Origin of the sequence: Pseudomonas macauensis, assembly GCF_047902425.1 — a bacterium.
Taxonomy (GTDB): domain Bacteria; phylum Pseudomonadota; class Gammaproteobacteria; order Pseudomonadales; family Pseudomonadaceae; genus Pseudomonas.
Window position 1 is genome coordinate 4,433,762 of sequence record NZ_CP138377.1, and the last position, 24,248, is coordinate 4,458,009.

General features: G+C 65.9%; 20 protein-coding genes and 2 tRNA genes. 17 read left to right on the top strand and 5 right to left on the bottom strand.

All coding sequences use genetic code 11. The features are described 5' to 3' along the window. Positions 1-50 precede the first annotated feature (50 nt). The 4 genes from SD196_RS20265 (at position 51) to SD196_RS20280 (ending at position 4,734) form a co-directional block, all read left to right on the top strand. Positions 51-2,834, top strand: a complete 2,784-nt coding sequence (locus SD196_RS20265; RefSeq protein ID WP_275608183.1) for a response regulator — start codon at positions 51-53, stop codon at positions 2,832-2,834. Positions 2,835-2,846: 12 nt separating this feature from the next. Further along, positions 2,847-3,836, top strand: a complete 990-nt coding sequence (locus SD196_RS20270; RefSeq protein WP_416310603.1) for a 2-hydroxyacid dehydrogenase — start codon at positions 2,847-2,849, stop codon at positions 3,834-3,836. Between the two features lie 62 nt (positions 3,837-3,898). Further along, positions 3,899-4,339, top strand: a complete 441-nt coding sequence (locus SD196_RS20275) for a hypothetical protein (protein ID WP_416310604.1) — start codon at positions 3,899-3,901, stop codon at positions 4,337-4,339. Next, positions 4,336-4,734, top strand: a complete 399-nt coding sequence (locus SD196_RS20280; RefSeq protein ID WP_416310605.1) for an META domain-containing protein — start codon at positions 4,336-4,338, stop codon at positions 4,732-4,734. The genes SD196_RS20275 and SD196_RS20280 overlap by 4 nt, the downstream gene beginning before the upstream one ends. Before the next feature lie 67 nt (positions 4,735-4,801). Here SD196_RS20280 and dinB read toward each other — a convergent pair whose 3' ends face one another. Next, complete coding sequence (dinB, locus tag SD196_RS20285; RefSeq protein WP_370601701.1) at positions 4,802-5,800, bottom strand: DNA polymerase IV; 999 nt, start codon at positions 5,798-5,800, stop codon at positions 4,802-4,804. Positions 5,801-6,075: 275 nt separating this feature from the next. On the opposite strand from dinB, the gene SD196_RS20290 reads away from it, so the two are divergent. The 6 genes from SD196_RS20290 to SD196_RS20315 all read left to right on the top strand — a co-directional run bounded on the left by SD196_RS20290 (position 6,076) and on the right by SD196_RS20315 (position 13,165). Beyond that, positions 6,076-7,998, top strand: coding sequence for a tyrosine-protein phosphatase (locus tag SD196_RS20290; protein WP_343572431.1), 1,923 nt, complete (start codon positions 6,076-6,078; stop codon positions 7,996-7,998). Positions 7,999-8,129: 131 nt separating this feature from the next. Continuing rightward, positions 8,130-8,206 (top strand) — tRNA-Met (locus tag SD196_RS20295). A gap of 117 nt (positions 8,207-8,323) precedes the next feature. Further along, positions 8,324-8,400 (top strand) — tRNA-Met (locus tag SD196_RS20300). 145 nt (positions 8,401-8,545) lie between these two features. Beyond that, complete coding sequence (gene mprF, locus SD196_RS20305) at positions 8,546-11,191, top strand: bifunctional lysylphosphatidylglycerol flippase/synthetase MprF (RefSeq protein ID WP_343572428.1); 2,646 nt, start codon at positions 8,546-8,548, stop codon at positions 11,189-11,191. 1 nt (position 11,192) lies between these two features. Further along, the gene (locus SD196_RS20310) at positions 11,193-12,467 is read left to right on the top strand and encodes a virulence factor family protein (protein WP_275608189.1); all 1,275 of its coding nucleotides are present in this window, start codon (positions 11,193-11,195) and stop codon (positions 12,465-12,467) included. Positions 12,468-12,601: 134 nt separating this feature from the next. After that, a complete protein-coding gene (locus tag SD196_RS20315) occupies positions 12,602-13,165 on the top strand; it encodes a cytochrome b (protein WP_275608190.1) in 564 nt (187 codons plus the stop codon). A 431-nt stretch (positions 13,166-13,596) separates the two neighbouring features. Here the strand turns inward: SD196_RS20315 and SD196_RS20320 are convergent, their stop codons facing one another. Beyond that, entirely contained in the window at positions 13,597-15,501 is a 1,905-nt protein-coding gene (locus SD196_RS20320) for a potassium transporter Kup (RefSeq protein WP_275608191.1), read from the bottom strand. A gap of 243 nt (positions 15,502-15,744) precedes the next feature. On the opposite strand from SD196_RS20320, the gene rimO reads away from it, so the two are divergent. The 3 genes from rimO to SD196_RS20335 are packed head-to-tail and all read left to right on the top strand — an operon-like array spanning position 15,745 to position 17,958. Beyond that, complete coding sequence (rimO, locus tag SD196_RS20325; RefSeq protein WP_331316936.1) at positions 15,745-17,067, top strand: 30S ribosomal protein S12 methylthiotransferase RimO; 1,323 nt, start codon at positions 15,745-15,747, stop codon at positions 17,065-17,067. A gap of 53 nt (positions 17,068-17,120) precedes the next feature. Then, a complete protein-coding gene (locus tag SD196_RS20330) occupies positions 17,121-17,582 on the top strand; it encodes a DUF1456 family protein (protein WP_275608193.1) in 462 nt (153 codons plus the stop codon). A 7-nt stretch (positions 17,583-17,589) separates the two neighbouring features. Continuing rightward, on the top strand, positions 17,590-17,958 hold the full coding sequence (locus tag SD196_RS20335; RefSeq protein ID WP_275608194.1) for a DUF2784 domain-containing protein: 369 nt from the start codon (positions 17,590-17,592) through the stop codon (positions 17,956-17,958). Here SD196_RS20335 and SD196_RS20340 read toward each other — a convergent pair. Continuing rightward, entirely contained in the window at positions 17,906-19,495 is a 1,590-nt protein-coding gene (locus SD196_RS20340; protein WP_416310606.1) for an ArnT family glycosyltransferase, read from the bottom strand. The genes SD196_RS20335 and SD196_RS20340 overlap by 53 nt on opposite strands. Positions 19,496-19,669: 174 nt before the next feature. On the opposite strand from SD196_RS20340, the gene SD196_RS20345 reads away from it, so the two are divergent. Next, positions 19,670-20,443 (top strand): SDR family oxidoreductase, encoded by a 774-nt coding sequence (locus SD196_RS20345; protein ID WP_343572415.1) that lies wholly within the window; start codon positions 19,670-19,672, stop codon positions 20,441-20,443. Positions 20,444-20,490: 47 nt separating this feature from the next. Then, positions 20,491-21,189 carry a tRNA (N6-threonylcarbamoyladenosine(37)-N6)-methyltransferase TrmO gene (gene tsaA, locus SD196_RS20350; RefSeq protein WP_343572412.1) on the top strand — a complete coding sequence of 233 codons (699 nt, stop codon included), beginning with the start codon at positions 20,491-20,493 and terminating at the stop codon, positions 21,187-21,189. Positions 21,190-21,195: 6 nt separating this feature from the next. Here the strand turns inward: tsaA and SD196_RS20355 are convergent, their stop codons facing one another. Further along, positions 21,196-21,498 carry a putative quinol monooxygenase gene (locus SD196_RS20355; RefSeq protein WP_331316927.1) on the bottom strand — a complete coding sequence of 101 codons (303 nt, stop codon included), beginning with the start codon at positions 21,496-21,498 and terminating at the stop codon, positions 21,196-21,198. A 60-nt stretch (positions 21,499-21,558) separates the two neighbouring features. Here SD196_RS20355 and SD196_RS20360 point away from each other — a divergent pair, with 60 nt between their 5' ends. Then, on the top strand, positions 21,559-21,972 hold the full coding sequence (locus SD196_RS20360) for a VOC family protein (RefSeq protein ID WP_275608199.1): 414 nt from the start codon (positions 21,559-21,561) through the stop codon (positions 21,970-21,972). Positions 21,973-22,267: 295 nt separating this feature from the next. Here SD196_RS20360 and fpr read toward each other — a convergent pair whose 3' ends face one another. Then, positions 22,268-23,044: a ferredoxin-NADP reductase gene (gene fpr, locus SD196_RS20365; RefSeq protein WP_275608200.1), complete on the bottom strand. Its 777-nt coding sequence runs from the start codon at positions 23,042-23,044 to the stop codon at positions 22,268-22,270. A 222-nt stretch (positions 23,045-23,266) separates the two neighbouring features. Here fpr and SD196_RS20370 point away from each other — a divergent pair, with 222 nt between their 5' ends. Beyond that, positions 23,267-24,193 (top strand): LysR family transcriptional regulator, encoded by a 927-nt coding sequence (locus SD196_RS20370; protein WP_275608201.1) that lies wholly within the window; start codon positions 23,267-23,269, stop codon positions 24,191-24,193. Positions 24,194-24,248: the final 55 nt, after the last annotated feature.

Genomic DNA, 24,248 nt, shown 5'->3' on the forward strand with positions numbered 1-24,248 from the left:
ACAGGTCCGAACCGCTACACTGCCGGGGAAAACCGCACCGGAGGAATCGCGTGTTCAAGGATCTCGGCATCAAGGGACGTGTACTGCTGCTCACCCTGCTGCCCACCAGCCTGCTGGCGCTGGTATTGGGTGGCTATTTCACCTGGGTGCAGCTGTCGGACATGCGCGCCCAGCTGATCGAGCGCGGCCAGTTGATTGCCGAGCAACTGGCGCCGCTTTCCGCCCCGGCGCTGGCGCAGAACAACACCGAGCTGCTGTCGCGCATCGCCACCGAGGCGCTCGACCAGCCTGACGTGCGCGCCGTCACCTTCCTCAATCCCGAGCGGGAACGCCTGGTCCATGCCGGGCCCAGCATCCTCACCCCCATCCCCAGCGGCGATGGCTCGCACCTGAGCATGACCAGCAACCTCGACACCACCCATTTCCTCCTCCCGGTACTGGGCCGGCACCGCAGCCTGTCCGGGGAACTGTATGGCGACAGCGACAAGCTGCTCGGCTGGGTGGAGCTGGAACTGTCGCACCACGGCACCCTGCTGCGCGGCTACCGCAGCCTGTTCACCAGCCTGCTGCTGATCATCACCGGCCTGGTGGTCACCGCCCTCCTCGCCCTGCGCATGAGCCGCGCGATCAACGCGCCACTGGGGCAGATCGCCCAGGGCGTGGCGCAGCTCAAGGAGGGCCGCCTGGAAACCCGCCTGCCGGCGCTGGGCAGCCACGAGCTGGACGAGTTGGCCGGCGGCATCAACCGCATGGCCGAGGCCCTGCAGAGTGCCCAGGAGGAGATGCAGCACAACATCGACCAGGCCACCGAGGACGTGCGGCAGAACCTGGAAACCATCGAGATCCAGAACATCGAACTGGACCTGGCGCGCAAGGAAGCCCTGGAGGCGAGCCGGATCAAGTCCGAGTTCCTCGCCAACATGAGCCATGAGATCCGCACCCCGCTCAACGGCATCCTCGGCTTCACCAACCTGCTGCAGAAAAGCGAGCTGACCTCACGCCAGCAGGACTACCTCGGCACCATCCACAAGTCCGCCGAAAGCCTGCTGGGGATCATCAACGAGATCCTCGACTTCTCGAAGATCGAGGCCGGCAAGCTGGTGCTGGAGAACATCCCCTTCAACCTGCGCGAACTGATCCAGGACACCCTGACCATCCTCGCCCCCGCCGCCCATGAAAAGCAGCTGGAGCTGGTCAGCCTGATCTACCGCGACACCCCGCTGCAACTGGTAGGCGACCCGCAACGCCTGAAGCAGGTGCTGACCAACCTGGTGAGCAACGCCATCAAGTTCACCCACGAAGGCAGCATCGCCGTGCGCGCCATGCTCGAAGATGAGAGCGACGACCGCGCGCAGCTGCGCATCAGCGTGCAGGACACCGGCGTCGGCCTCACCGACGCGGACCTGCGCGCGCTGTTCCAGGCCTTCAGCCAGGCCGACAACTCGCTGTCGCGCCAGGCCGGCGGCACCGGGCTGGGACTGGTCATTTCCAAGCGCCTGATCGAGCAGATGGGCGGCGAGATCGGCGTCGACAGCAGTTCCGGCGAGGGTTCCGAATTCTGGATCAGCCTCAACCTGCCCAAGGCCCGCGATGACGGCGATGACCTGCTGCCGGCATTGGCGGGCGGGCAGCGCGTGGCGCTCTACGAACCCCATGAGCTGACCCGCACCGCCCTGCACCATCAACTGGAAGACTGCGGCCTGGAAGTCAGCGAATTCCCCGACCTGGCGGCGCTGGAGCGGGCGCTGGCGGCCGATCCGCAGGGCAAGCCGGCGATCGGCCTGGCCCTGCTCGGCGTGACTTCCGCCACCCACCCGCCGGAGCTGCTGCGGCAGTCCATCCGCGAACTCGAACAGCACGGCTGCAAGAGCCTGGTACTCTGCCCGACCATCGAGCAGGCGCACTACAACGCGGTGCTGCCCGAATCCCAGGTGCAGAGCAAGCCGGCCTGTACCCGCAAACTGCAACAGGCGCTGAACGAACTGCTCCACCTGCGCCCGACCCGCAAGGAAAAGATCGCCAACGGCGTGCTGGAGCGTGCACCGCACCTGCTCTGCGTCGACGACAACCCGGCCAACCTGCTGCTGGTGAAGACCCTGCTCAGCGACATGGGCGCCCAGGTGGTCGCTGTCGACAGCGGCCTGGCCGCCGTGGAAGCGGTCCAGCGCGAGCGCTTCGACCTGGTCTTCATGGACGTGCAGATGCCCGGCATGGACGGCCGCCAGGCCACCGACGCGATCCGCCAATGGGAAGCCGACCGCGAGGTCAGCCCGGTGCCGATCATCGCCCTCACCGCCCACGCCCTGGCCAACGAGAAGCGCGCCCTGCTGCAAGGCGGCATGGACGACTACCTGACCAAACCCATCGACGAGCGCCAACTGGCCCAGGTGCTACTGAAGTGGACCGGCCTGCACCTGGGCGCGTCCCGCACGGAACCGCACAGCGCCGAGCCGGGCCTGAACGCCCTGAGCGTACTCGACCCCGCCGAGGGCCTGCGCCTGGCCGCCGGCAAGGCGGAACTGGCCGCCGACATGCTCGGCATGTTACTCGCCTCGTTGTCCGCCGACCGCCAGGTGATCCGCCAGGCCCGCGAGCGCAACGACCGCAACACCCTGCTCGAACGCATCCATCGCCTGCACGGTGCCACCCGCTACTGCGGCGTGCCGATGCTGCGCGCCGCCTGCCAGCGCGCGGAAACCCTGCTCAAGCAGAACGACCCGGACGCCCCGGCGGCACTGAACGAACTCGACAAGGCCATGGCCGAACTGGCCAGGGCCACGGAGAACCGCGAGGCCGAGGCCGACAGCACGGCGCTACCGCAAGACACGCACTGAGACCGCAAGACGATGCGCATCATCCTGTTCAGCAACCAGCCCTACGACTACGACAGCTTCGTCGCAGCCAACCGCCACCACGGCTTCGAACTGCACTTCCAGCAGGCGCAGCTGCGCCTGGACACCGTCGCCCTGGCCAGCGGTTTCGACGTGGTCTGCCCCTTCGTCAACGACGACCTGTCGCGACCGGTGCTGGAGCGACTCGCCGCCGGCGGCACCCGGCTGATTGCCCTGCGCTCGGCCGGCTACAACCACGTCGACCTCAAGGCCGCCCACGCCCTGGGGCTGTCCGTGGTACGGGTTCCAGCCTATTCGCCCTACGCCGTGGCCGAACACGCCGTGGGACTGGTCCTGGCGCTCTGCCGGCAACTGCACCGTGCCTACAACCGCACCCGCGACGGCGACTTCTCGCTGCACGGCCTGACCGGCTTCGACCTGCACGGGCGCACCGTCGGCATCATCGGCAGCGGCCAGATCGGCGAAGTCTTCGCCCGCATCATGAGCGGTTTCGGCTGCCACATCCTCGCCTACGATCCTTACCCCAACCGTGCCATCGAGGCCCTGGGCGGGCGCTTCGTCGAACTGGACGAACTGCTCGCCCAGTCCGACATCCTCAGCCTGCACTGCCCGCTCAACGACGCCACCCGGCACCTGATCAACCCGCGCAGCCTGCAGCAGATGAAGCGCGGCGCCATGCTGATCAACACCGGGCGCGGCGCTCTGGTGGACACCCCGGCGCTGATCGAGGCGCTCAAGAGCGGCCAACTCGGCTACCTCGGCCTGGACGTCTATGAAGAAGAAGCCGACATCTTCTTCGCCGACCGCTCCGACCTGCCGCTGCAGGACGACGTCTTGGCGCGCCTGCTGACCTTCCCCAACGTCATCATCACCGCTCACCAAGGGTTCCTGACCCGCGAGGCGCTGGCCGCCATCGCCGAAACCACGCTGGACAACATCGGCGCCTGGCAGGTGGGCAAGCCCGTCAACCTGGTCGATGGTTGATCGGCTGGCGCTCGCATCCGAGCGCCGCGCCGCCTAGAATGCCGCGCTTTCCCGGAGGACCCATGGCCCAGCACGATTTCCGCTACACCCTGCTCAACCCGCAATTCACCCTCAACGAGTGCCGTGCGCTGACTCCGGGCCGCTACCAGGTCACCGGCATCGGCGGCTCGATCCAGGCCGGCGACACCCTGCTGGTCAGCCTCAAGGGCAGCAAGAGCCTGAGCATGAACCTGGAAGTGGAAAAGGTGCGCCACCTGATCAACCCGCCGGGACAGTGGATGGCCGTGGCCAAGGGCCCGGTATTCCGTGAACTGGCGATCCACGAATGGACGGTCAACTGTGACGCTTGCGCAGCTACACTGACCTTCGAATTCGCCGTCGACGCCAGCCTCGGCAAGGCCGCCCAGCAGCCTGCCGCCGAAGCGCGCATCGGCGAGCTGGGTTGGGCGAAGGCCGGCACCCGCCACCTCTGCCCGGATTGCCAGAGCAAGGAGACTGCATGAAAACCCTGTTCGCCGGCGCCTGCGTGGCGCTGGCCGTGGCCGGTTGCGCCAGCAAGCCGGTCCCTGAAACCGATCAGACCTACCGCATCGAATGGATCGGCGAGCGCCCCCTGATCGACTACAGCCACATCACCCTGACCCTCGACGGCAACGGCCGGGCCTATGGCAGCGCCGGCTGCAACCACTGGTTCGCCAGCTACACGCTGGAGGGCGACAAGCTGACCTTCGGCCAGCCCGGCTCCACCCGGAAGATGTGCGCCGAGGCGCTGATGGAGCAGGAAGGACGCTTCCTGCAGATGCTCCACGATGTCCAGCGCTGGGACTTCAGCGACCAGGGCGAACTGCGCCTCTGGCCGGCCTCGGGCCGCGCCATGCGTATGTGGCCTGAAGGCTGAGAAACAGGATGGCCGTTTCGTCGTGGGCCACGTCGAAACGGCAACTATCCCTGGAGCAGGCAGCCCCCTAGAACAGGCTGAGCTGCTCGTGCGCCCCGCGCAGGTCGACCAGACGCACCCCCACGCCAATCAGCCTTACCGCCTTGTTGCCGCGCTGGAAGGCCTGCCCCAGTAGCAGTCGGTAACTGTCCAGGTCCCGCGCAGCGCCGGCCTGCTCCAGAGTCGTCTGGGTGAAGTCATGAAATTTCAGCTTGATGAAAGGCTTGCCCGGCCGGTAGCTGGCGTCCAGGCGGGTCATGCGCCGTTCCAGCTCGCCCAGCAATGACGGCAGTTCCTCCTGGCAGGCGGCAAGGTCAGGCAGGTCCTGATCGAAAGTGTTCTCCACGCTGATCGACTGGCGCCGGCTGTCCACCTGTACCGGACGCTCATCGATCCCCCGCGACAGCCCCCACAGGCGCTCGCCGAAACTGCCGAACTCCTTCGCCAACTGGATTCGCGACCAGTCACGCAGATCCGCGCAGGTGCGGATACCCAGGCGCGCCAGCTTTTCCGCCGTGACCTTGCCCACGCCGTGCAGCTTCTTCACCGGCAATTCGGCGACGAAGCCGTCCACCTCATCCGGCGTCACCACGAACAGACCGTTGGGCTTGCGCCAGTCGCTGGCGATCTTGGCGATGAACTTGTTCGGCGCCACCCCGGCGGAGACTGTGATGTGCAGGGTTTCCCAGACACGCCGGCGAATCTCCTGGGCGATCCGCGTGGCGCTGCCGCCGCAACGCTCGCTATCGCTGACGTCCAGATAGGCCTCGTCCAGCGACAACGGCTCGATCTGCTCGGTGTAGTCGCGGAAGATCGCGTGGATCTCGCGGGAAGTCTCGCGGTACACGTCCATGCGCGGGCGGACGATGGTCAGGTCCGGGCACAGCTTCACCGCCGTGCGCATCGCCATCGCCGAATGCAGGCCATAGGCGCGCGCCTCGTAGTTGCAGGTGGCGACCACCCCGCGCTTGTCCGGCGAACCACCCACGGCCAGCGGCTTACCCACCAGGCTGGGGTCGTCGCGCATTTCGATGGCGGCATAGAAGCAGTCGCAATCGATGTGGATGATCTTTCGTTGCCGTGTCACGGGAAGGTGCCTGCACCGCCAGGGAGTCGCCAGGGAGCGACGACTGAAAACGCCTTCATGGTAATGCAAAAAAACCGCCGCCTCCCGCGCCAAATCCACAGCGAAATCTGACCCTGCAATCAATTTTTCACCAAACTGCCGCCAACCGTTCATCGGAGGCGTCAAGGATGTGGGACCCCCGTCCAAATCCATACAGATAGACATGGAGTCATAACGTGCACGCTTGTTCGCTGCGTTCCGCTTCCTTGCTGGTGCTTCCACTGGCCGTCGCCCTGGCCGCCGCTCCCGCCCAGGCAGAAACCCTGAATACCCCGCGCCTGACCGGCATCGACAACTTCCGCGATGTCGCCGGCACCACCAGCGCCTACAGCACCGCCCATGACGGTGTGATGCGTGGCGGCGTGTTCTACCGCTCCAACGCGCTGACCCCGACCGCATCCGACCTCGCGACCCTCAATGGCCTGGGCATCAGCCATGTCTTCGACCTGCGCACGCCCAGCGAGATCGCCGGCACCCCGGATACGCTGCCCACCGGCGCGGTCTACGAGAACATCAACATCATCGGCTCCAGCACCGTGAACATGTCACTCACCAGCGCGGCGGCCTCGCGGCAGATGATGCAGGACATGAACCGCGCCTTCGTCACCGACGCCGGCCAGCGCGCGCAGTACCGCCACCTGTTCGAGGAACTGGCCGCCGCCGACGATGCGGCGCTGTTCCATTGCACTGCCGGCAAGGACCGCACCGGCTGGACCGCTGCCATGCTGCAATCCATCGCCGGGGTGGATTCGGCGACCATCATGCAGGACTACCTGGCCACCAACACCTACACCGCCGCTCGCACCGCCGCGACCCTGGCGCAACTGAACAAGATGTCACCGGCCTTCGCTGCCATCTACCAGCCGCTGCTGGGCGTGGAGTCCAGCTACCTGCAAGCCGGCCTGGACCAGATCCAGGCCAGCTACGGCTCGGTGCAGAACTACCTGACCCAGGGCCTGGGACTCGACCAGGAAACCCTCTATGTTCTGCGCGGCAAACTGGTGCGTTTCAACAGCCTGCCCGGCCAGGCCGGATTCGCCCGCAACGACGCCGCCGGCGCAGGGCTGCTGGCGGCCCTGCAGGACAGCGACCTGTCCGGCCACTACACCGCCTACAACTATTACCTGCAATCGGCGATCGACGCCGGCACCCTGAGTGGCGTCGAGTCGCGGGTTGGCGGGCAGATCCATGCCGACGCCGGCAGCTACCTGCTGCGCGAGGCCGGGCAGATCGACGACGCCATCGCCCCCTACGCCAGCGGCCGCGATCTGAAGGACGGCGAAACCCGCCTGTGGATGACCGCCCTGGCCAGCTATGTGGGCACCGACAGCCGCGACGGCGTGGCCAGCAGCAACGAACACGCTCAGGGCACCCTGATCGGCGCAACCCATCGCTTCAGCGACAACCTCAGCGCCCGTGCCGGCGCCGGCTACAACTGGGGCTCGCTGGGTAGCGCCGGCGCCGATGCGGACGCCGACCTCGCACTGCTCACCGTTGGCGGCCGCTGGGCGCTGGAGGACCTCAACCAGGGTCTGTACGCCGACCTGCGCCTGGACGCTGGCTGGATCGACTACGACAGCAAGCGAGACCTGGGCAACGGCCTGGGCACCCCCAAGGGCGACAGCAACGGCAGCTTCTTTGCTGCCACCGGCCTGCTCGGCTATCGCCTGCATGCAGGTGGGTTGGACCTAGAGCCTTCGATCGGCCTGCGCAGCGCGCGGGTCAAGCTGGACGACTTCCACGAGAAAGGCAGCGACCTGGCCCTGGACGTCGACGGCACCGACCGCAGCCTGAACAGCGCCCTGCTCGGCCTGGACATCGGTCTGGCCAACCAGAGCCTGGGCGACTGGAACGTGGCACCGGGCGTAAGCCTGGGCTACGAGCACTTCATGAACGACCCGCAGGTCACCAGCAATGCCTCCCTGGCAGGCTTCGAGGTCGAACAGGTCTCGGCCTTCGACAGTAACTACCTGGTCAAGGCAGGGCTGAACCTGAAGGCGACCCGGGGTGACCTGAGCCTTGGTGCCGAGGTGAAGGCGCTCAGTGGCGGCGACAGCCACGGTGTCGCCGGAACGCTCACCGCCGGCATCGCCTTCTGATGTCGTGACAGCCCCGGAAGCCGCCCCACAGCGGCGTCCCGGGGCTGCTGGCAATCGCTAAGCGACTGATAAAAAATCACTTTTTCCAAACTTTCGGTTGACACCCGAGGCTCCATGCGTAGAATGGCGACCGCGGGATGGAGCAGTCTGGTAGCTCGTCGGGCTCATAACCCGAAGGTCGTAGGTTCAAATCCTGCTCCCGCAACCAGACACAAGGAAAAGGCCACTCTTCGGAGTGGCCTTTTTCGTTTGCGCGTGAATTTAAATTATTGATCAAAAACGAAATATTGATTGACAACAGCTTTCATCCCAGTAGAATGGCCGCCGCGGGATGGAGCAGTCTGGTAGCTCGTCGGGCTCATAACCCGAAGGTCGTAGGTTCAAATCCTGCTCCCGCAACCAGACATCAAGAAGAAAGCCACTCTTAGGAGTGGCTTTTTTCGTTGTGCCGAAGAAACTGCTTCAGCAAATCGTCGCCCCCAGGAAGAAATCCTCCCGAGGGACTTGGGAAATCGCGCCACTGCCCCTACTCTGTCGCGCAAATTCGATGAGGTGCCCGATGAGCGCCAACCCTGCCACCCCAGACAGCCCCGCGACCGGCGAGCAGCCGCAGCGCAGCGGGCTTCTGCACTGGATCAACGCCAATCGCCAGCCGATCGGCCTGGGCGTTACCCTGCTGCTGTTCAGCCTCGCGCTGATCGCCTGCTACCACCTGCTGCGCGACATCGACGCCTATTCCCTGCACGACGCCATCCTCGACGTCCCCACTGCATCGCTGGCAGGCGCCTTCGCCGCCACCGTCGCCGGCTTTATCACCCTGCTGGGCTACGAATGGTCCGCCACCCGTTTCGCCGGGGTGAGACTCTCCCCCTCGGCACTGCTGACCGGCGGCTTCTCCGCCTTCGCCATCGGCAATGCCGTGGGGCTGTCGATGCTGTCGGGCGGATCCGTGCGCTACCGCCTGTATGCCCGCCAGGGCCTGGGCGCCGCCGAAGTCGCGCGGATGACCCTGTTCGCCAGCCTGTCCCTGGGCTGCGCGCTGCCGATACTGGCCGCGCTGGCGGCCCTGAGCGACCTGTCCGACGCCTCCCTGGCCCTGCACCTGCCGAGTTGGCTGGTGGCGGTGCTCGCCCTGGGCATCATCGCCTTCTGCATTCTGCTGGTAGTCGGCATCGAGCGCCGGCGCCTGCCGGAACAGCCGTCTCCCGACAGCCATCTGGTGCGCATCGGTCGCCGCACCGTGCGCCTGCCCGGCCTGCGTCTGTCGCTGCTGCAACTGCTGATCACAGCGCTGGATGTCGCCTGCGCCGCCACCGTGCTTTACCTGTTGCTGCCCGAAGCCCCGCCCTTCGGCGCCTTCCTGCTGGTTTACCTGATCGCCCTGGCGGCCGGCGTGCTAAGCCACGTTCCTGGCGGCGTCGGGGTATTCGAGGCCGTGCTGCTGGCAGCCTTCGCCGGCCAGCTGGGCGCCGCGCCACTGGCCGCCGCGCTGCTGCTGTACCGCCTGATCTATGTGGTGCTGCCGCTGATCGTCGCCTGCCTGCTGTTGCTGTTCCTCGAAGCCCGGCGCGTGCTGGTGGCCAAGCAGGCGGTGCGGATCACTTCCGGCTTTGCCGCGCAGATCCTCTCGCTGCTGGTATTCATCTCCGGCATCGTGCTGCTGTTCTCCGGCGCCACGCCTTCCATCGACACCCGCCTGGAGGAGATCGGCTTCCTGGTGCCGCACCGCCTCATCGATGCCTCGCACCTGGCCGCCAGCCTGATCGGTGTGCTCTGCCTGCTGCTCGCCTACGGCCTGCGCCGTCGCCTGTCCGCCGCCTGGGCACTGACCATCGGCCTGCTGGTGGCCGGCGCGGTGCTGTCGCTGCTCAAGGGCTTCGACTGGGAAGAAGCACTGATCCTGAGCTTCACCGCCGCGCTGCTGGTGATCTTCCGCAGCGCCTTCTACCGACGCAGCCGCCTGATGGACCTGCCCTTCTCGCCGCTCTATCTGGGGGCCGCCGCCTGCGTCATCGCCGCGTCCATCTGGCTGCTGCTGTTCGCCTACCAGGACGTGCCCTACGATCAGGAACTCTGGTGGCAATTCGCCCTGGACGCCGACGCTCCGCGCGGCCTGCGCGCCGCCCTGGGCAGCTGCGTGCTGCTGGCCGCACTGGCGCTGTACTGGCTGCTGCGCACCGAACCACCGGCGATCCTCGAACCCAGTCGCGAAGACCTGGATACCGCTGCCGGCATCCTGGCCAGTTCGTCGCAACCGGACGGCGGCCTGGCCCTCTCCGGCGACAAGGCGCTGCTGTTCCACGAAGGCAAAGACGCCTTCCTGATGTACGCCCGCCGCGGCCGCAGCCTGGTGGCGCTGTTCGACCCGGTGGGTCCGGCGCAGTCCCGCGCCGAGCTGATCTGGCAGTTCCGCGACCTCTGCGACCTGCACCACGCGCGCCCGGTGTTCTACCAGGTGCGGGCGGAGAACCTGCCGCTGTACATGGACATCGGCCTGACCGCCCTCAAGCTCGGCGAGGAGGCGCGGGTCGACCTGCGTCGCTTCGACCTGGAGAACAAGGGCAAGGAAATGAAGGACCTGCGCTACACCTGGAACCGAGGTCAGCGCGACGGCCTCAGCCTGGAGTTCCACGAACCGGGCCAGGCGCCGATGGAAGAGCTGCGGGCGATCTCCGACGCCTGGCTGGGCGGCAAGAACGTCCGCGAGAAGGGCTTCTCCCTGGGTCGCTTCACCCCTGAATACCTGAGCTATTTCCGCATCGTGGTGATTCGCCACGAGGGCCGCGCCGTGGCCTTCGCCAACCTGCTGGAAACCGGCAGCAAGGAGCTGGCGAGCATCGACCTGATGCGCATGGTGCCCGACGCACCGAAGCTGACCATGGAATTCCTCATGCTCGGCCTGATCCTGCATTACAAGGAAAGCGGGCACACCCGCTTCAGCCTGGGCATGGTGCCGCTCGCCGGCCTCCAGCCGCGCCGTGGCGCGCCGCTGACCCAGCGCCTGGGCGCCCTGGTCTTCCGCCGGGGCGAGCAGTTCTACAATTTCCAGGGGCTGCGTCGCTTCAAGGACAAGTTCCAGCCCGACTGGGAACCCCGTTACCTGGCCGTGCCCGCCGGACTGGACCCGCTGGTGGCGCTGGCCGATACCGCCGCGCTGATCGCCGGCGGCCTGAGTGGATTGGTGAAACGCTGAAATGCTGAAACGTCGCTGGCGGCATCTGCTCGCCCTGCTCCTCCTGATCATCATCGCGGTCGGCCTGCTGCTGTGGAGCCGCCCCGCTTCCCAGGCCTCCCTGGAACACCGCCAGTTGTCCGACGGCAGCGCCGTCGCCCTGGCCATCCCCGCCAAGCAGCCCACTGCGCGCGTCCTGCTGGCGGTGCAGCCGGACCAGAAACTGGATGACGGCCAGTTGCTGGCCCTGGCCCACGACAGCGGCGCCCGTGTGGTGCAGTTCGTCTTCCCGGACAAGGATTGCGCCGCCCAGCAGCAACGCATCCAGGCCGCCGGCGAGTTGCTGGACGGTCAGCCGACCCTGGTCGCCGGCATCGGCGAGGGTGGCGCCTACGCCTGGCGCTGGCTCGCCGGGCAAAGCGACGACAAGGCCCACGCCCTGTCGGTCGGCTTCTCCCTGGAAAAGCCCGACTGTACCGCCACGCCCCTGCCGCAGAGCGCCGCCCACGGCCACTGGCTGGCCGCCTGGAACGACAACCCGGACGATGCCAGCGCGCGCTTCGCCCGCGGCCTGAAGAACGCCGAAACGGTGATCAGCGACTACGACACCCCACTGCCCAAGGTCCTCGCCGACCAGCTGCGCCACCTGCTGCAAGGTGGCAATGACAATGTGCCGGTAGTCGAAGTCCCTGCTGCCAAACCATCGGAAACCGTCACCCTGTTCTACTCCGGCGATGGAGGCTGGCGCGACCTGGACCGCGACGTCGCGGCGCAGATGGCCGAGCTGGGCTATCCGGTGGTGGGCGTCGATGCCCTGCGCTATTTCTGGGAGCACAAGAGCCCCGAACAGAGCGCCGCCGACCTCGCCGTGCTGATGCAGCACTACCGCCAGAAATGGGGTGCCAAGCACTTCGTGCTGGCCGGCTACTCCTTCGGCGCCGATGTACTGCCGGCGATCTACAACCGCCTGCCGGCCGACGCCAAGAAGGATGTCAGCGCGGTGATCCTGCTGGCCTTCGCCCGCAGCGGCAGCTTCGAGATCGAAGTACAAGGCTGGCTGGGCAAGGCCGGCCAGGAAGCCGCCACCGGCCCGGAAATGGCCCGTCTGCCAGGACCCAAGGTGCTCTGCGTGTACGGCATCGAGGAAAAGGACGAGAGCGGCTGCACCCAACCGCAGTCGGTCGGAGAAAACCTCCAGCTCCCCGGCGGTCACCACTTCGACGAGAACTATCCAGCCCTCGCCAAGCGCCTGGTCGACGCCATCCGCTCCCGCCAGGCAGCCGACAACGAAGGCTGACCCTTATCAAAGGGCCGCTCGATGCGGCCCTTTCTCCATGGACTGGAGCTGCTTCAGGCTGGCTTAAGGCTCTAGACTGACACTGTCAGCCCCGTTGCCAGAGCGGGGCCCGCGAAGCCACACAAGGAAACGTCATGAGCCTGACAAAGAAACCCTCCCGCTACGGAAGCCTGTCCATCGCCATGCACTGGATCATGCTGCTGCTGATCGCGGCGGTGTACGCCAGCATGGAGTTGCGCGGGAACTTCCCCAAGGGCAGCGAAGCCCGCGAGTTTCTCAAGCACTGGCACTTCGTGCTTGGCCTGAGCGTCTTCGCGCTGGTCTGGCTGCGCCTGATCGGCCGCCTCATCTACCCGGCCCCGCCCATTCTCCCCGCTCCGCCGAGCTGGCAGATGAAGCTGGCCAAGCTGATGCACGTGGCACTCTACGGTCTGATGATCGGCCTGCCGCTGGCAGGCTGGGTGATCCTCAGCGCCGCCGACAAGCCCATCCCCTTCTGGGGCCTGGAGCTGCCGCACCTGGTGGACAAGAACCCGGACCTCGCCAAACAGGTCAAGGAATGGCACGAGACCATCGCCGTGCTGGGCTACTGGCTGATCGGCCTGCACGCCCTGGCCGCGCTGTTCCACCACTACATCAGCCGCGACAACACCCTGGTGCGCATGCTGCCGGGCAAGGGTGAAGCGAAGCCAGAGTGAGGCTCCGCTCACCGTAGGGCGTACAACCGTTCGCGGTGGTACGCCGATACGCCAAGCCCCATCGCCAGCGTTGAGGCCAATCCCGGGGCACACTGAGACCAAGGCCAATCGGCGTATAACGCGGAGCGTTATACGCCCTACCCTTCGCCCGCCAAGATCGCTCCTGTTGGCGGATCGCGGACAAGGTCCGCTCCTACAAGATCAAAGGCCCCTCACCCTAACCCTCTCCCGCAAGCGGGAGAGGGGACTGTTCGGTGCAGGATGAAACCATGGCGTCAGCCGGCACGGACGGCTCCCTCTCCCTCTGGGAGAGGGCTGGGGGGAGGGGGAAGCGCAGGCAGGGATTAGCCCGGTAGAAGACAGTTGCTCCTACAAAGACGACCAACAAAAAAGCGCGCCAATCGGCGCGCTTTTTTGTTGGTCACGGGGCCTTAGATTTCCACCTGCGTCCCCAGCTCGATCACCCGGTTCAGCGGCAAATTGAAGTAGCGCAGGTTGCCGTTGGCATTCTTCAGCAGGAAGGCGAACAGCCCCTCGCGCCAGCGCGCCATACCGATCAGCTTGGACGGGATCACCGTCTCGCGGCTGAGGAAGTAGGTGGTGCGCATCGGGCTGAAGTCCAGCTCGTTGAGGTGGCAGAGCTTGAGCGCCAGCGGAATGTCCGGGTCTTCCATGAAGCCGAAGTGCAGCACCACGCGGAAGAAGCCTTCCCCATAGGCGTCCACCTCGAAGCGTCGATCCGGGCTGACCCGCGGACTGTCTTCGTTGACCACGGTGAGCAGCACCACCTGCTCGTGCAGCACCTGGTTATGCAGCAGGTTGTGCAACAGCGCATGGGGTACTGCATCGGAGCGCGCGGTGAGGAAAACGGCGGTGCCCTGCACACGGTGCGGCGGCTGCGAGCGGATGCTGGAGATGAACAGCGGCAGCGGCAGCGAGCCCTCGTCGAGGCGGTCCACCAGCAACTGGCGACCACGCTTCCAGGTGGTCATCAGGATGAACAGGCCGATACCGGCGATCACCGGGAAGGCACCGCCCTGGACCACCTTGGGCAGGTTGGCGGCGAAGAACAGGCTGTCCACCAGCAGCATCATCAGGAAGAACGGAATGGCCAGCCACAGCGGCCACTTCCACAGCAGCCAGATCACCACACCCATCAACAGGGTGGTCATCAGCATGGTACCGGTCACCGCCACGCCGTAGGCCGAGGCCAGGGCAGCGGAGGACTCGAAGCCCAGCACCAACAGCACCACGCCGACCATCAGCGCCCAGTTCACCATACCGATGTAAATCTGCCCCTGCTCATGGCTGGAGGTGTGCTGGATCACCATGCGCGGCACGTAGCCGAGCTGGATGGCCTGGCGGGTCAGGGAGAAGGCGCCGGAAATCACCGCCTGGGAAGCAATCACCGTGGCCAGGGTGGACAGCGCCACCATCGGCAGCAGCGCCCAGCCCGGCGCGGTCAGGTAGAAGGGGTTACGCGCAGCCTCGGCATTGACCAGGATGGTCGCGCCCTGGCCGAAGTAGTTCAGCACCAGGGCCGGCAGTACCAGGGCAAACCAGGCGCGGGCGATCGGCTTGCGGCCGAAGTGGCCCATGTCCGCGTACAGTGCTTCGGCGCCGGTCAGCGCCAGCACGGTGGCGCCCAGGATGGCCACGCCGATGCCGGGGTGGGAGATGAAGAAGTTCAGCGCCCAGACCGGATTCATCGCCTTGAGCACTTCCGGCTGCTGCGACACGCCGTAGATGCCGAGTGCCGCCAGAGCGACGAACCAGGCCACCATCACCGGTCCGAACAGGATGCCGATGCGCGCGGTGCCGTGCTTCTGGATCAGGAACAGCCCGACCAGCACGATCAACGACAGAGGCACCACCCAGTGCTCCAGCCCGTCGAAGGCGATCTCCAGACCCTCAATGGCCGAAAGCACCGAAATCGCCGGGGTGATCATGCTATCGCCGTAGAACAGCGCGGCGCCGATCAGGCCAGCCACCACCACCATCGCCTGCATCCTGCGGCGACCGGTTGCGGCGCGGCGGGCCAGGGCCGACAGCGCCATCACCCCGCCCTCGCCCTGGTTGTCGGCGCGCAGCACGAAGATCACGTACTTGATCGACACCACCCAGATCAGCGACCAGAAGATCAGCGACAACACGCCGAGCACACCATCGTGGTTGGCCTGCACACCATAACCGCCGACGAACACCTCCTTGAGGGTGTACAGCGGGCTGGTGCCGATATCGCCGTAGCAGACGCCCACGGCGCCGACCATCAGGCCGATCGCGGAACTGGAATGGGGCTGTTCATGCTCAACGGTGCCGGCGCTTGCATCGGACATGTAACAAATTTCCTCAGAAAAATTCGGCGCATCCTGCTCCGACCCTTTCGTCGATGCAAGAGCCGGTCGCATTCGATTTGAAAGACTATAGAGCCTGTTGCCCACAATTACCGGCTGGCACGCGCTTGCAGGGACCTGCGACAGCTTGTCCCAGGGAGACTGGTCAAGCGCGCGGGCTGCCGCTAGAATTGCGCACTTTTTGATCAGAGGCGCCACCAGCGCGCCCTTCGAGGTTAGCCGCACATGTCCACCGCCACACCCAAAGTCGGATTCGTCAGCCTGGGTTGCCCCAAAGCCACGGTCGATTCCGAACGCATCCTCACCCAACTGCGCATGGAGGGGTACGAAATCGTCCCCACCTACCAGGACGCAGACGTGGTGGTGGTGAACACCTGCGGCTTCATCGATAGCGCCAAGGCTGAATCCCTCGACGCCATCGGCGAAGCCATCGCCGAGAACGGCAAGGTGATCGTCACCGGTTGCATGGGCGTGGCCGAAGACAGTATCCGCGATGTACACCCCAGCGTGCTGGCCGTCACCGGCCCGCAGCAGTATGAGCAGGTGGTCAATGCCGTCCACGAGGTGATCCCGCCCAAGGCCGAGCACAACCCGCTGATCGACCTGGTGCCGCCGCAGGGCATCAAGCTGACCCCGCGTCACTACGCCTACCTGAAGATTTCCGAAGGCTGCAACCACAGCTGCAGCTTCTGCATCATCCCGTCCATGCGCGGCAAGCTGGTCAGCCGTCCGGTGGGCGACGTGCTCAGCGAAGCCCAGCGCCTGGTCAAGGCCGGCGTCAAAGAGCTGCTGGTCATCTCCCAGGACACCAGCGCTTACGGCGTGGACCTGAAGTACAAGATGGACTTCTGGGACGGCCAGCCGGTGAAGACCCGCATGCTGGAGCTGTGCCAGGCGCTCTCCGCCATGGGCGTGTGGGTGCGCCTGCACTATGTCTACCCGTACCCCAACGTCGACGATGTGATCCCGCTGATGGCCGAGGGCAAGCTACTGCCCTACCTGGACATCCCCTTCCAGCACGCCAGCCCGAAAGTGCTCAAGTCCATGAAGCGCCCCGCCTTCGAGGACAAGACCCTGGCGCGCATCAAGAAGTGGCGCGAGATCTGCCCCGAGCTGACCATCCGCTCCACCTTCATCGTCGGCTTCCCCGGCGAGACCGAGGAAGACTTCCAGTACCTGCTGGACTGGCTGACCGAAGCCCAGCTCGACCGCGTCGGCTGCTTCCAGTACTCCCCGGTAGAAGGCGCCCCGGCCAACGACCTGGGCCTGGACGTGGTGCCCGACGACGTCAAGCAGGACCGTTGGGAGCGCTTCATGGCGCACCAGCAGGCCATCTCCGCCGCCCGCCTGCAGCTGAAGATCGGCAAGGAAATCGACGTGCTGATCGACGAAGTGGACGATGAAGGCGCCGTAGGCCGCTCCTTCGCCGACGCCCCGGAAATCGACGGTGCCGTATACGTCGACACCTTCGACGTGAAGCCGGGCGACAAGGTGCGCGTGCGCATCACCGACGCCGACGAGTACGACCTCTGGGCCGAACTGGTCTGATCCGCAAAAGCCCCGCTGATGCGGGGCTTTTCATTTCTGCTATTGGAAAGCCCATGACCAACAACGACGTACTGCGCAGCCTGCGCTACCTGCTGGACATCCGCGACGCCCAGGTCGCCGAGATCACCGCGCTGGCCGGCTTCAACCTCAGCGCCGAGGATGTCGGTGCCTTCCTCGCCCGCGACGACGAGCCGGACTTCAAGCCGTGCAGCGACCGCGTGCTGGCGCACTTCCTCGACGGCCTGATCGTGCATCGCCGTGGCCGCGACGAATCCCGACCGCTGCCGCCGGTGGAACTGCCGCTGACTAACAACATCACCCTGAAGAAACTGCGCGTGGCCTTCGAGCTGCGCGACGACGACATCCTCGCGATCCTCGACAGCGTGGGCTTCATCGTCACCAAGACGGAACTGGGCGCGCTGTTCCGCAAGCCTGGCCACAACAACTACCGGCCCTGCGGCGACCAACTGCTGCGCAACTTCCTCAAGGGCCTGACCCAGCGCCAGCAGCGCTGAGGCCGTCGTGCTCTACCGCCTCGCCGCCGACGCCGTCGTCCTGCTGCACCTGGGCTTCATCCTCTTCGTGCTGCTCGGCGGCCTGCTGGTGCTGCGCTGGCCGCGCCTGGCCTGGCTACACGTGCCGGCAGCGGCCTGGGGCATGGCGGTGGAACTCCTCCACCTCTATTGCCCACTCACGCCGCTGGAGAACCACTTCCGCGCCCTGGCCGGGGACCACGGTTACAGCGGCGGCTTCATCGAGCATTACCTGATCCCGCTGATCTACCCCGCCGGCCTGACCGAAGCAACCCAGGTCGTCCTCGGCCTCGTGGTACTGGCGATCAATCTGCCGCCTTACCTGCTCCTGCTCCGGCGGCTGCTGCGCTCGTGCTGATCGGGCTCGGCGCTCCAACAGGGAGATAGGCCAGGCTGGCCTCCTTGTTCTTCGCGCGCCCCAGGCGCTGCCCATTGTTGAGTTGCGACTCGATCAGCCGGTGATCCGCCGTGAGCCAGCTCAGAGGCTGCTCTCCTTCATGCGTCACCTGGGAGATGATGAGGGTGCGCGACGGGTCCCAGTCTTCGCCGGTACGCTGGCGCAGCCAGGCGAACAATGCGGCGCTGTCGCCCCGTGGATATCCCGAGCGCTCGAAATGGAGCGGATGAGCCTGGGGCGAGCCGCGCTTTTCCAGGTACATCGGCAGCCGCGCATCGTGATCACCGAGGATCAGCACCCGCCACTGCGACCAGGGCGCAGTCCGCTCCGCCTGGCTGCGCACGTCGCTGGCGAACTCCGGAACCCCGCCGCCGCTATTGCTCCACGGATAGGCCACGCCCAGCACCAGCAGCATCACCACGGCCCCCACGCCGAGGGCGCGCGGCCAGATACGCCCCAGCCCGGCGAGACCGCGCCGATGGCGGGACTCCACCACCCACCAGGCCGCCAGCAACTGGGCGAACGGCACCAACGGCAGCACGTAATAGCTGCGCCGACTGCCGCTGGCGGTGAAGAACGCAAACAGCAGCGCCAGGGCCCAGACCAGCCAGCGCGCATTGGGCTCCAGCTGCTTCCAGTGGCGCCCGGCGTACCACAACCCGGCGATCCACAGCGGCGCCCAGGGCAAGGTGTAGACCGGCAGGTAGATCAGGTAGCTGTAGATCGGCCCCTCATGATCGAAGGGCTGGAAGAAACGCACTACGTTCTCCCGGAATACCAGCGCCAGGCCGCTCTCACCATAGGTGGGCTGGCCATACAAGTGCGAAAGCGCAAAGGGAATCGCGTACACCCCGGCCGACACCACCAGTGCCACCACCAACCGCAGGTTGAAATGGCGACGCCAGCGCCCGACGCTGAACAGGTGCGGCAGCAGCATCAGCACCGGCAGGACGAAGCCGATCAGCCCCTTGCACAGCGAGGTCAGCGTCAGGATCAGACAGAACCCCAGGTAGCGCGAGAAGCGCGTGTCTTCCGGCCCACGCCAGTACCAGGCCAGCGCCGCCAGCACGCCGAACACCGTCAGCATGTCCGCCGTCGCCACCCGCGCCCAGAACAGGAAGTAGAAGGTGGTCGCCATCAGCCAGCCGGCCAGCAGGCCGGTGCCCTTGCGCAGCAAGTGCTCACCCAGCCACCAGACCAGCCAGACGCTGCCCAGCCCGGCGAGCACGCTGCTGGCGCGCAGCGTCCAGTGATTGAGGCCGAACAGGCTGGCGGGCGCTGCGATCAGCCAGTAGGACAACAGCGGCTTGTCGTAGTACGGCGAGCCACTCAGGTAAGGATCGAGATAGTCCCCCGACTGCAGCATCTGCAGCACGATATCCGCCCAGCGTACCTCCGGCCCCCAGACCTCGCGGCCACCCAGGCCGAACACCAGCAGCAAGGTCGAAACGCCCATGAGCAACGCCAACGCCTTGCGCTCTCTGCTCCACCCCTGCATCACCCGGGCCCCCAGCCACTCGAAGATCCGTGGACACTAGGGCAGCAGAAGTTATGCGCCGGTTAAGAAAGCGCAGTGCGGTTGTGATGCGTCGCCATTTCCGTTCTCGATAGTGCTCGGAGGCCCTCGGCGATCCCGCTACGGTGAGGCGAATTTCGCAGCCAGGAGAGGCTCATGCACCGCTATTTTTCCCTCGAAGGCAAGACCGCACTGGTCACCGGCGGTACCCGCGGTATTGGCCGGATGATCGCCCAGGGTCTGCTCGAAGCCGGCGCCAAGGTCATCATCTGCGCCCGCGACGGAGCCGCCTGCACCGAGACCGCTGCCGAGCTGTCGCAGTACGGCGAGTGCATCGGCCTGCCCGCCAACCTCGCCACCGAGGAAGGCGCCCGCGCCCTGGCCAGCGAGCTGAACGAGCGTCTGGATCACCTCGACATCCTGGTGAACAACGCCGGCACCACCTGGGGCGCGCCGCTGGAAAGCTACCCCGCCTCGGGCTGGGAAAAGGTCATGCAACTCAACGTCACCGCCGTGTTCAGTTGCATCCAGCAACTGCTGCCGCTGCTGAAGAAGGCCGGCAGCGCCGAAAGCCCCGCGCGGGTGATCAATATCGGCTCGGTGGCCGGCGTCACGTCCCACGGCGAGAGCGCCTACGCCTATGGCCCGAGCAAGGCCGCGCTGCACCAGCTGTCGCGCATGCTGGCCCGCGAGCTGGTGGGCGACCACATCAACGTCAACGTCATCGCCCCCGGCCGCTTCCCCAGCAAGATGACCCGCCACATCGCCAACGACGAGCAGGCCATGGCCGAGGACACCGCCGTCATCCCCATGCGCCGCTGGGGCCGCGAAGAGGAAATGTCCGCCTTGGCGATCAGCCTGGCGAGCGCCGCCGGGGCCTACATGACCGGCAACATCATCCCCATCGATGGCGGCTTCCACCTCGGATGAACGCCGAATCGGGTACCATGGCGGCCCCTGCAACAGCTTGTGCCGCCATGCCCCACATCGTCTCGCCCATTGGCCACGTCCGCTCCTGCTTCAAGGAGAAGTTCGCCATCCCGCGCCAGCCGCAACTGGCCCCGGCCGCGACCGGCGTGCTGGAGCTGCTGCCGCCGTTCGACACGGGCGACGCGGTGGAAGGCCTGGAGCAGGTCAGCCACGTCTGGCTGCTGTTCCTCTTCCACCAGGCATTGGAAGACAAGCCGCGGCTGAAGGTGCGCCCGCCGCGTCTGGGCGGCAACCAGTCCATGGGCGTGTTCGCCACCCGCGCCACCCACCGCCCCAATGGCATCGGCCAATCGGTGGTGAAGCTGGAGAGAGTCGAGCCCGGCCGCCTCTGGCTGTCCGGCATCGACCTGCTGGACGGTACGCCGGTAATCGACATCAAGCCCTACGTGCCCTACGCGGACATCGTCAGCGATGCCCGCAACGCCATTGCCGACGCGCCGCCCGCGCCCATCGCTGTGCACTGGAGCGACGAGGCCCTGCGCCAGGCCCACGAGCACGGCCTGCGCCTCGGCCAGCCGGTGCGCGAGCTGGTAGAGCAGTGCCTCGCCCAGGACCCACGCCCGGCCTACCAGAAGCCGCCGCCCGAGCGCCGTTACGGCGTGCGCCTGTGGGACCTGGACGTGCACTGGCACTACCCCGCCGACGGCGAAATCCGCGTGATCGATCTCGCCCGCGGCGAAGGCTGACGCCCCTCAGCTCACCGGGTTGAGGGCGATCACGTCGCTCTCGAAGCAGTCCTGTTCGAGGATCAGCGGCTCCACCAGCGGGCGGCTGTCGCGGAAGTGTGCAGTCTGGGTGTGCGCGTCATAGGCCGCGTCGTCGCGGTAGATCTCGTAGAGGTAGATCACGTCCGGATCGACGCGGTCCTGGGACACATCGAACACCAGGCAACCCGGCTCGCTGGCCACCGACGCGGCGGCATTGACCTTGATGGCGGCAAGGAATTCATCGGCGGTTCCGGGCTTTACGCGGGTCTTGATAAAGAGACTGTACACAGGGCGTTCCTTTTGTTTTAAATTTGAAAATAAATTGTATACAAAAAAGGAATCCCGTTCATGTCCGATCTCCCTGCCCGCCCCGGCCGCCTCAACGGCCTGCGTCATCTCGCCCTGCTGGTGCCAAACCTGGAAGAGTGCGAACGCTTCTACGTCGACGTGCTCGGCATGGAAGTCCTCAACCGCGCCAACGAAGACCTGGTCTACCTCACCTGCGGCAACGACAACCTCTCCCTCGGACGCGGCGTTGGCGCGGCCAACGGCCTGCAGACCATGGATCACTACGGCTTCATCGTCGACAGCGTGGAAGAGCTGGAAGCCTGGTACCAGTACTTCAAGGCCCGTGGCGTGACCCTGCTGGACCGCCCCTTCAACCATGGCGACGGCGCACGCAGCTTCCACCTGCTCGACCCGGCGGGGAACAAGGTGCAGCCGCTGTACCACCCGGCGGTTTCCGGGCAACGCCTTCTGTAGGACCGAGGGGGGCGCCTAGCCCTTGCTCGCGAACCCGCAAGGCACGATGTGGTCCGGTTCGCGAGCAAGCTCGCTCCTACGAAAAGCATGCCGTGCCGGCTGGCGCCACAGTTTCCTCCTGCAGCGAACAGTCCCCTCTCCCTCAGGAGCGGGGCGCGCCGCCGGGGTTAGGGTGACGGCAATCCCATGCACCGCTCCTACGAAAAGCCCCCGCCGTCAGCGCTGGAATGCGGGGCATAAAAAAACGCCGCGACCCCAAAGGAATCGCGGCGTTCTTTCGAGCCGACAACGCGGTTTACTTCTCGACGAAGGCGCGCTCGATCAGGTAGTCGCCCGGCTCGCCCATGCGTGGGGAGATCTGCAGGCCGAAGCTGTTCAGCACTTCGCTGGTTTCGTCCAGCATGCTCGGGCTGCCGCAGATCATGGCGCGGTCGTCCTGCGGGTTCATCGGCGGCAGGCCGATGTCGGCGAACAGCTTGCCGCTGCGCATCAGGTCGGTCTGGCGACCCATGCTGTGGAACTCTTCGCGGGTCACCAACGGGCAATAGATCAGCTTCTCTTTCACCATCTCGCCGAAGTACTCGTGCTCCGGCAGGACCTTGGTGATGAAGTCCGCGTAGGCCAGCTCGCTGACCCAACGCACGCCGTGGACCAGGATGACCTTCTCGAACTTCTCGTAGACTTCCGGGTCCTGGATGACCGAGAGGAACGGCGCCATGCCGGTGCCGGTGCTCAGCAGGTACAGGTGCTTGCCGGGTTTGAGGTCGTCCAGCACCAGGGTGCCGGTAGGCTTGCGGCTGACCATCAGCTCGTCGCCTTCCTTCAGGTGCTGCAGACGCGAAGTCAGCGGACCGTCCGGAACCTTGATGCTGAAGAACTCCAGATGCTCTTCGTAGTTCGGGCTGGCAATGCTGTACGCGCGCATCAGCGGACGACCGTTGACTTCCAGACCGATCATCACGAACTGGCCAGTCTTGAAGCGCAGGCCCGGGTTACGGGTGGTCTTGAAGCTGAAGAGGGTGTCGTTCCAGTGGTGCACGCTGAGAACGCGCTCGGTGTACAGGTTGCTCATCAAGGACTCCTAGGAAAATCGTGGCGCACCCCAGCAAATCCCGGACGTAGCGCAATTGCGCGACATTTTATAGGCGGCGACAATATCCGCAAAATAAATTATCTGGATATTGCTAATCCAAAACGCAGATAAGGCCGCGTCATGTCGATGCGAAAGGATACCGTCAGACCTTTCCTAGACCGGGGCGACCGAATGTCGCGCTGCCCTTCTGGAGTCCATCCCATGAAATTCACCCTGCGCCAGCTGGAGGTCTTCGTCGCTGTCGCCCAGCAGGAAAGCGTCTCCCGCGCCGCCGAAGCGCTGTCCATGTCGCAGTCGGCCACCAGCACCGCGCTGGGCGAGCTGGAGCGGCAGTTCGACTGCAAGCTGTTCGACCGCTCCGGCAAGCGCCTGACCCTCAACGCCCTCGGCCGTCAATTGCTGCCCCAGGCGGTGGCCCTGCTCGACCGGGGCAGCGAGATCGAAAACATGCTCAACGGCAAGAGCGCCTTCGGCTCGCTGGACCTGGGCGCCACCCTGACCATCGGCAACTACCTGGCGACCCTGTTGATCGGCCGCTTCATGCAACGCCAGCCGGACTGCCGGGTGCGCCTGCACGTGCACAACACCGCCCACGTGGTGCAGCGCATCGCCCACTATGAGCTGGACCTGGGCCTGATCGAGGGTGACTGCCAGCATCCGGATATCGAGGTGCAGCCGTGGATGAAGGACGAACTGGTGGTGTTCTGCGCGCCGCAGCACCCGCTGGCCCGTGAAGGCCGCGCGGACCTGGAACGACTGATCGAGGAAGCGTGGATTCTGCGTGAACAGGGCTCCGGCACGCGGCTGACCTTCGACCAGGCCATGCGGCACCACGTAGAGCCATTGAACGTGAGGCTGGAGCTGGAGCACACCGAGGCGATCAAGCGCGCGGTGGAGTCGGGGCTGGGGATCGGCTGCATCTCGCGCCTGGCGCTGCGCGACGCCTTCCGCCGCGGCAGCCTGGTGCCGGTGGAAACACCGGACCTGGACCTGCGCCGGCAGTTCTACTTCATCTGGCACCGACAAAAGTACCAGACCGCGACCATGCGCGAGTTCCTCGACCTGTGCCGCAGCGAAACGGCAGGCGTGACGCGCAGCGACGAGATCGTGCTGCCGATGATTCCGTGACGCCCCAAGCCGCATCGGCGCGCGGCCCATCGCGGACGGAGTCCGATCCTACGAA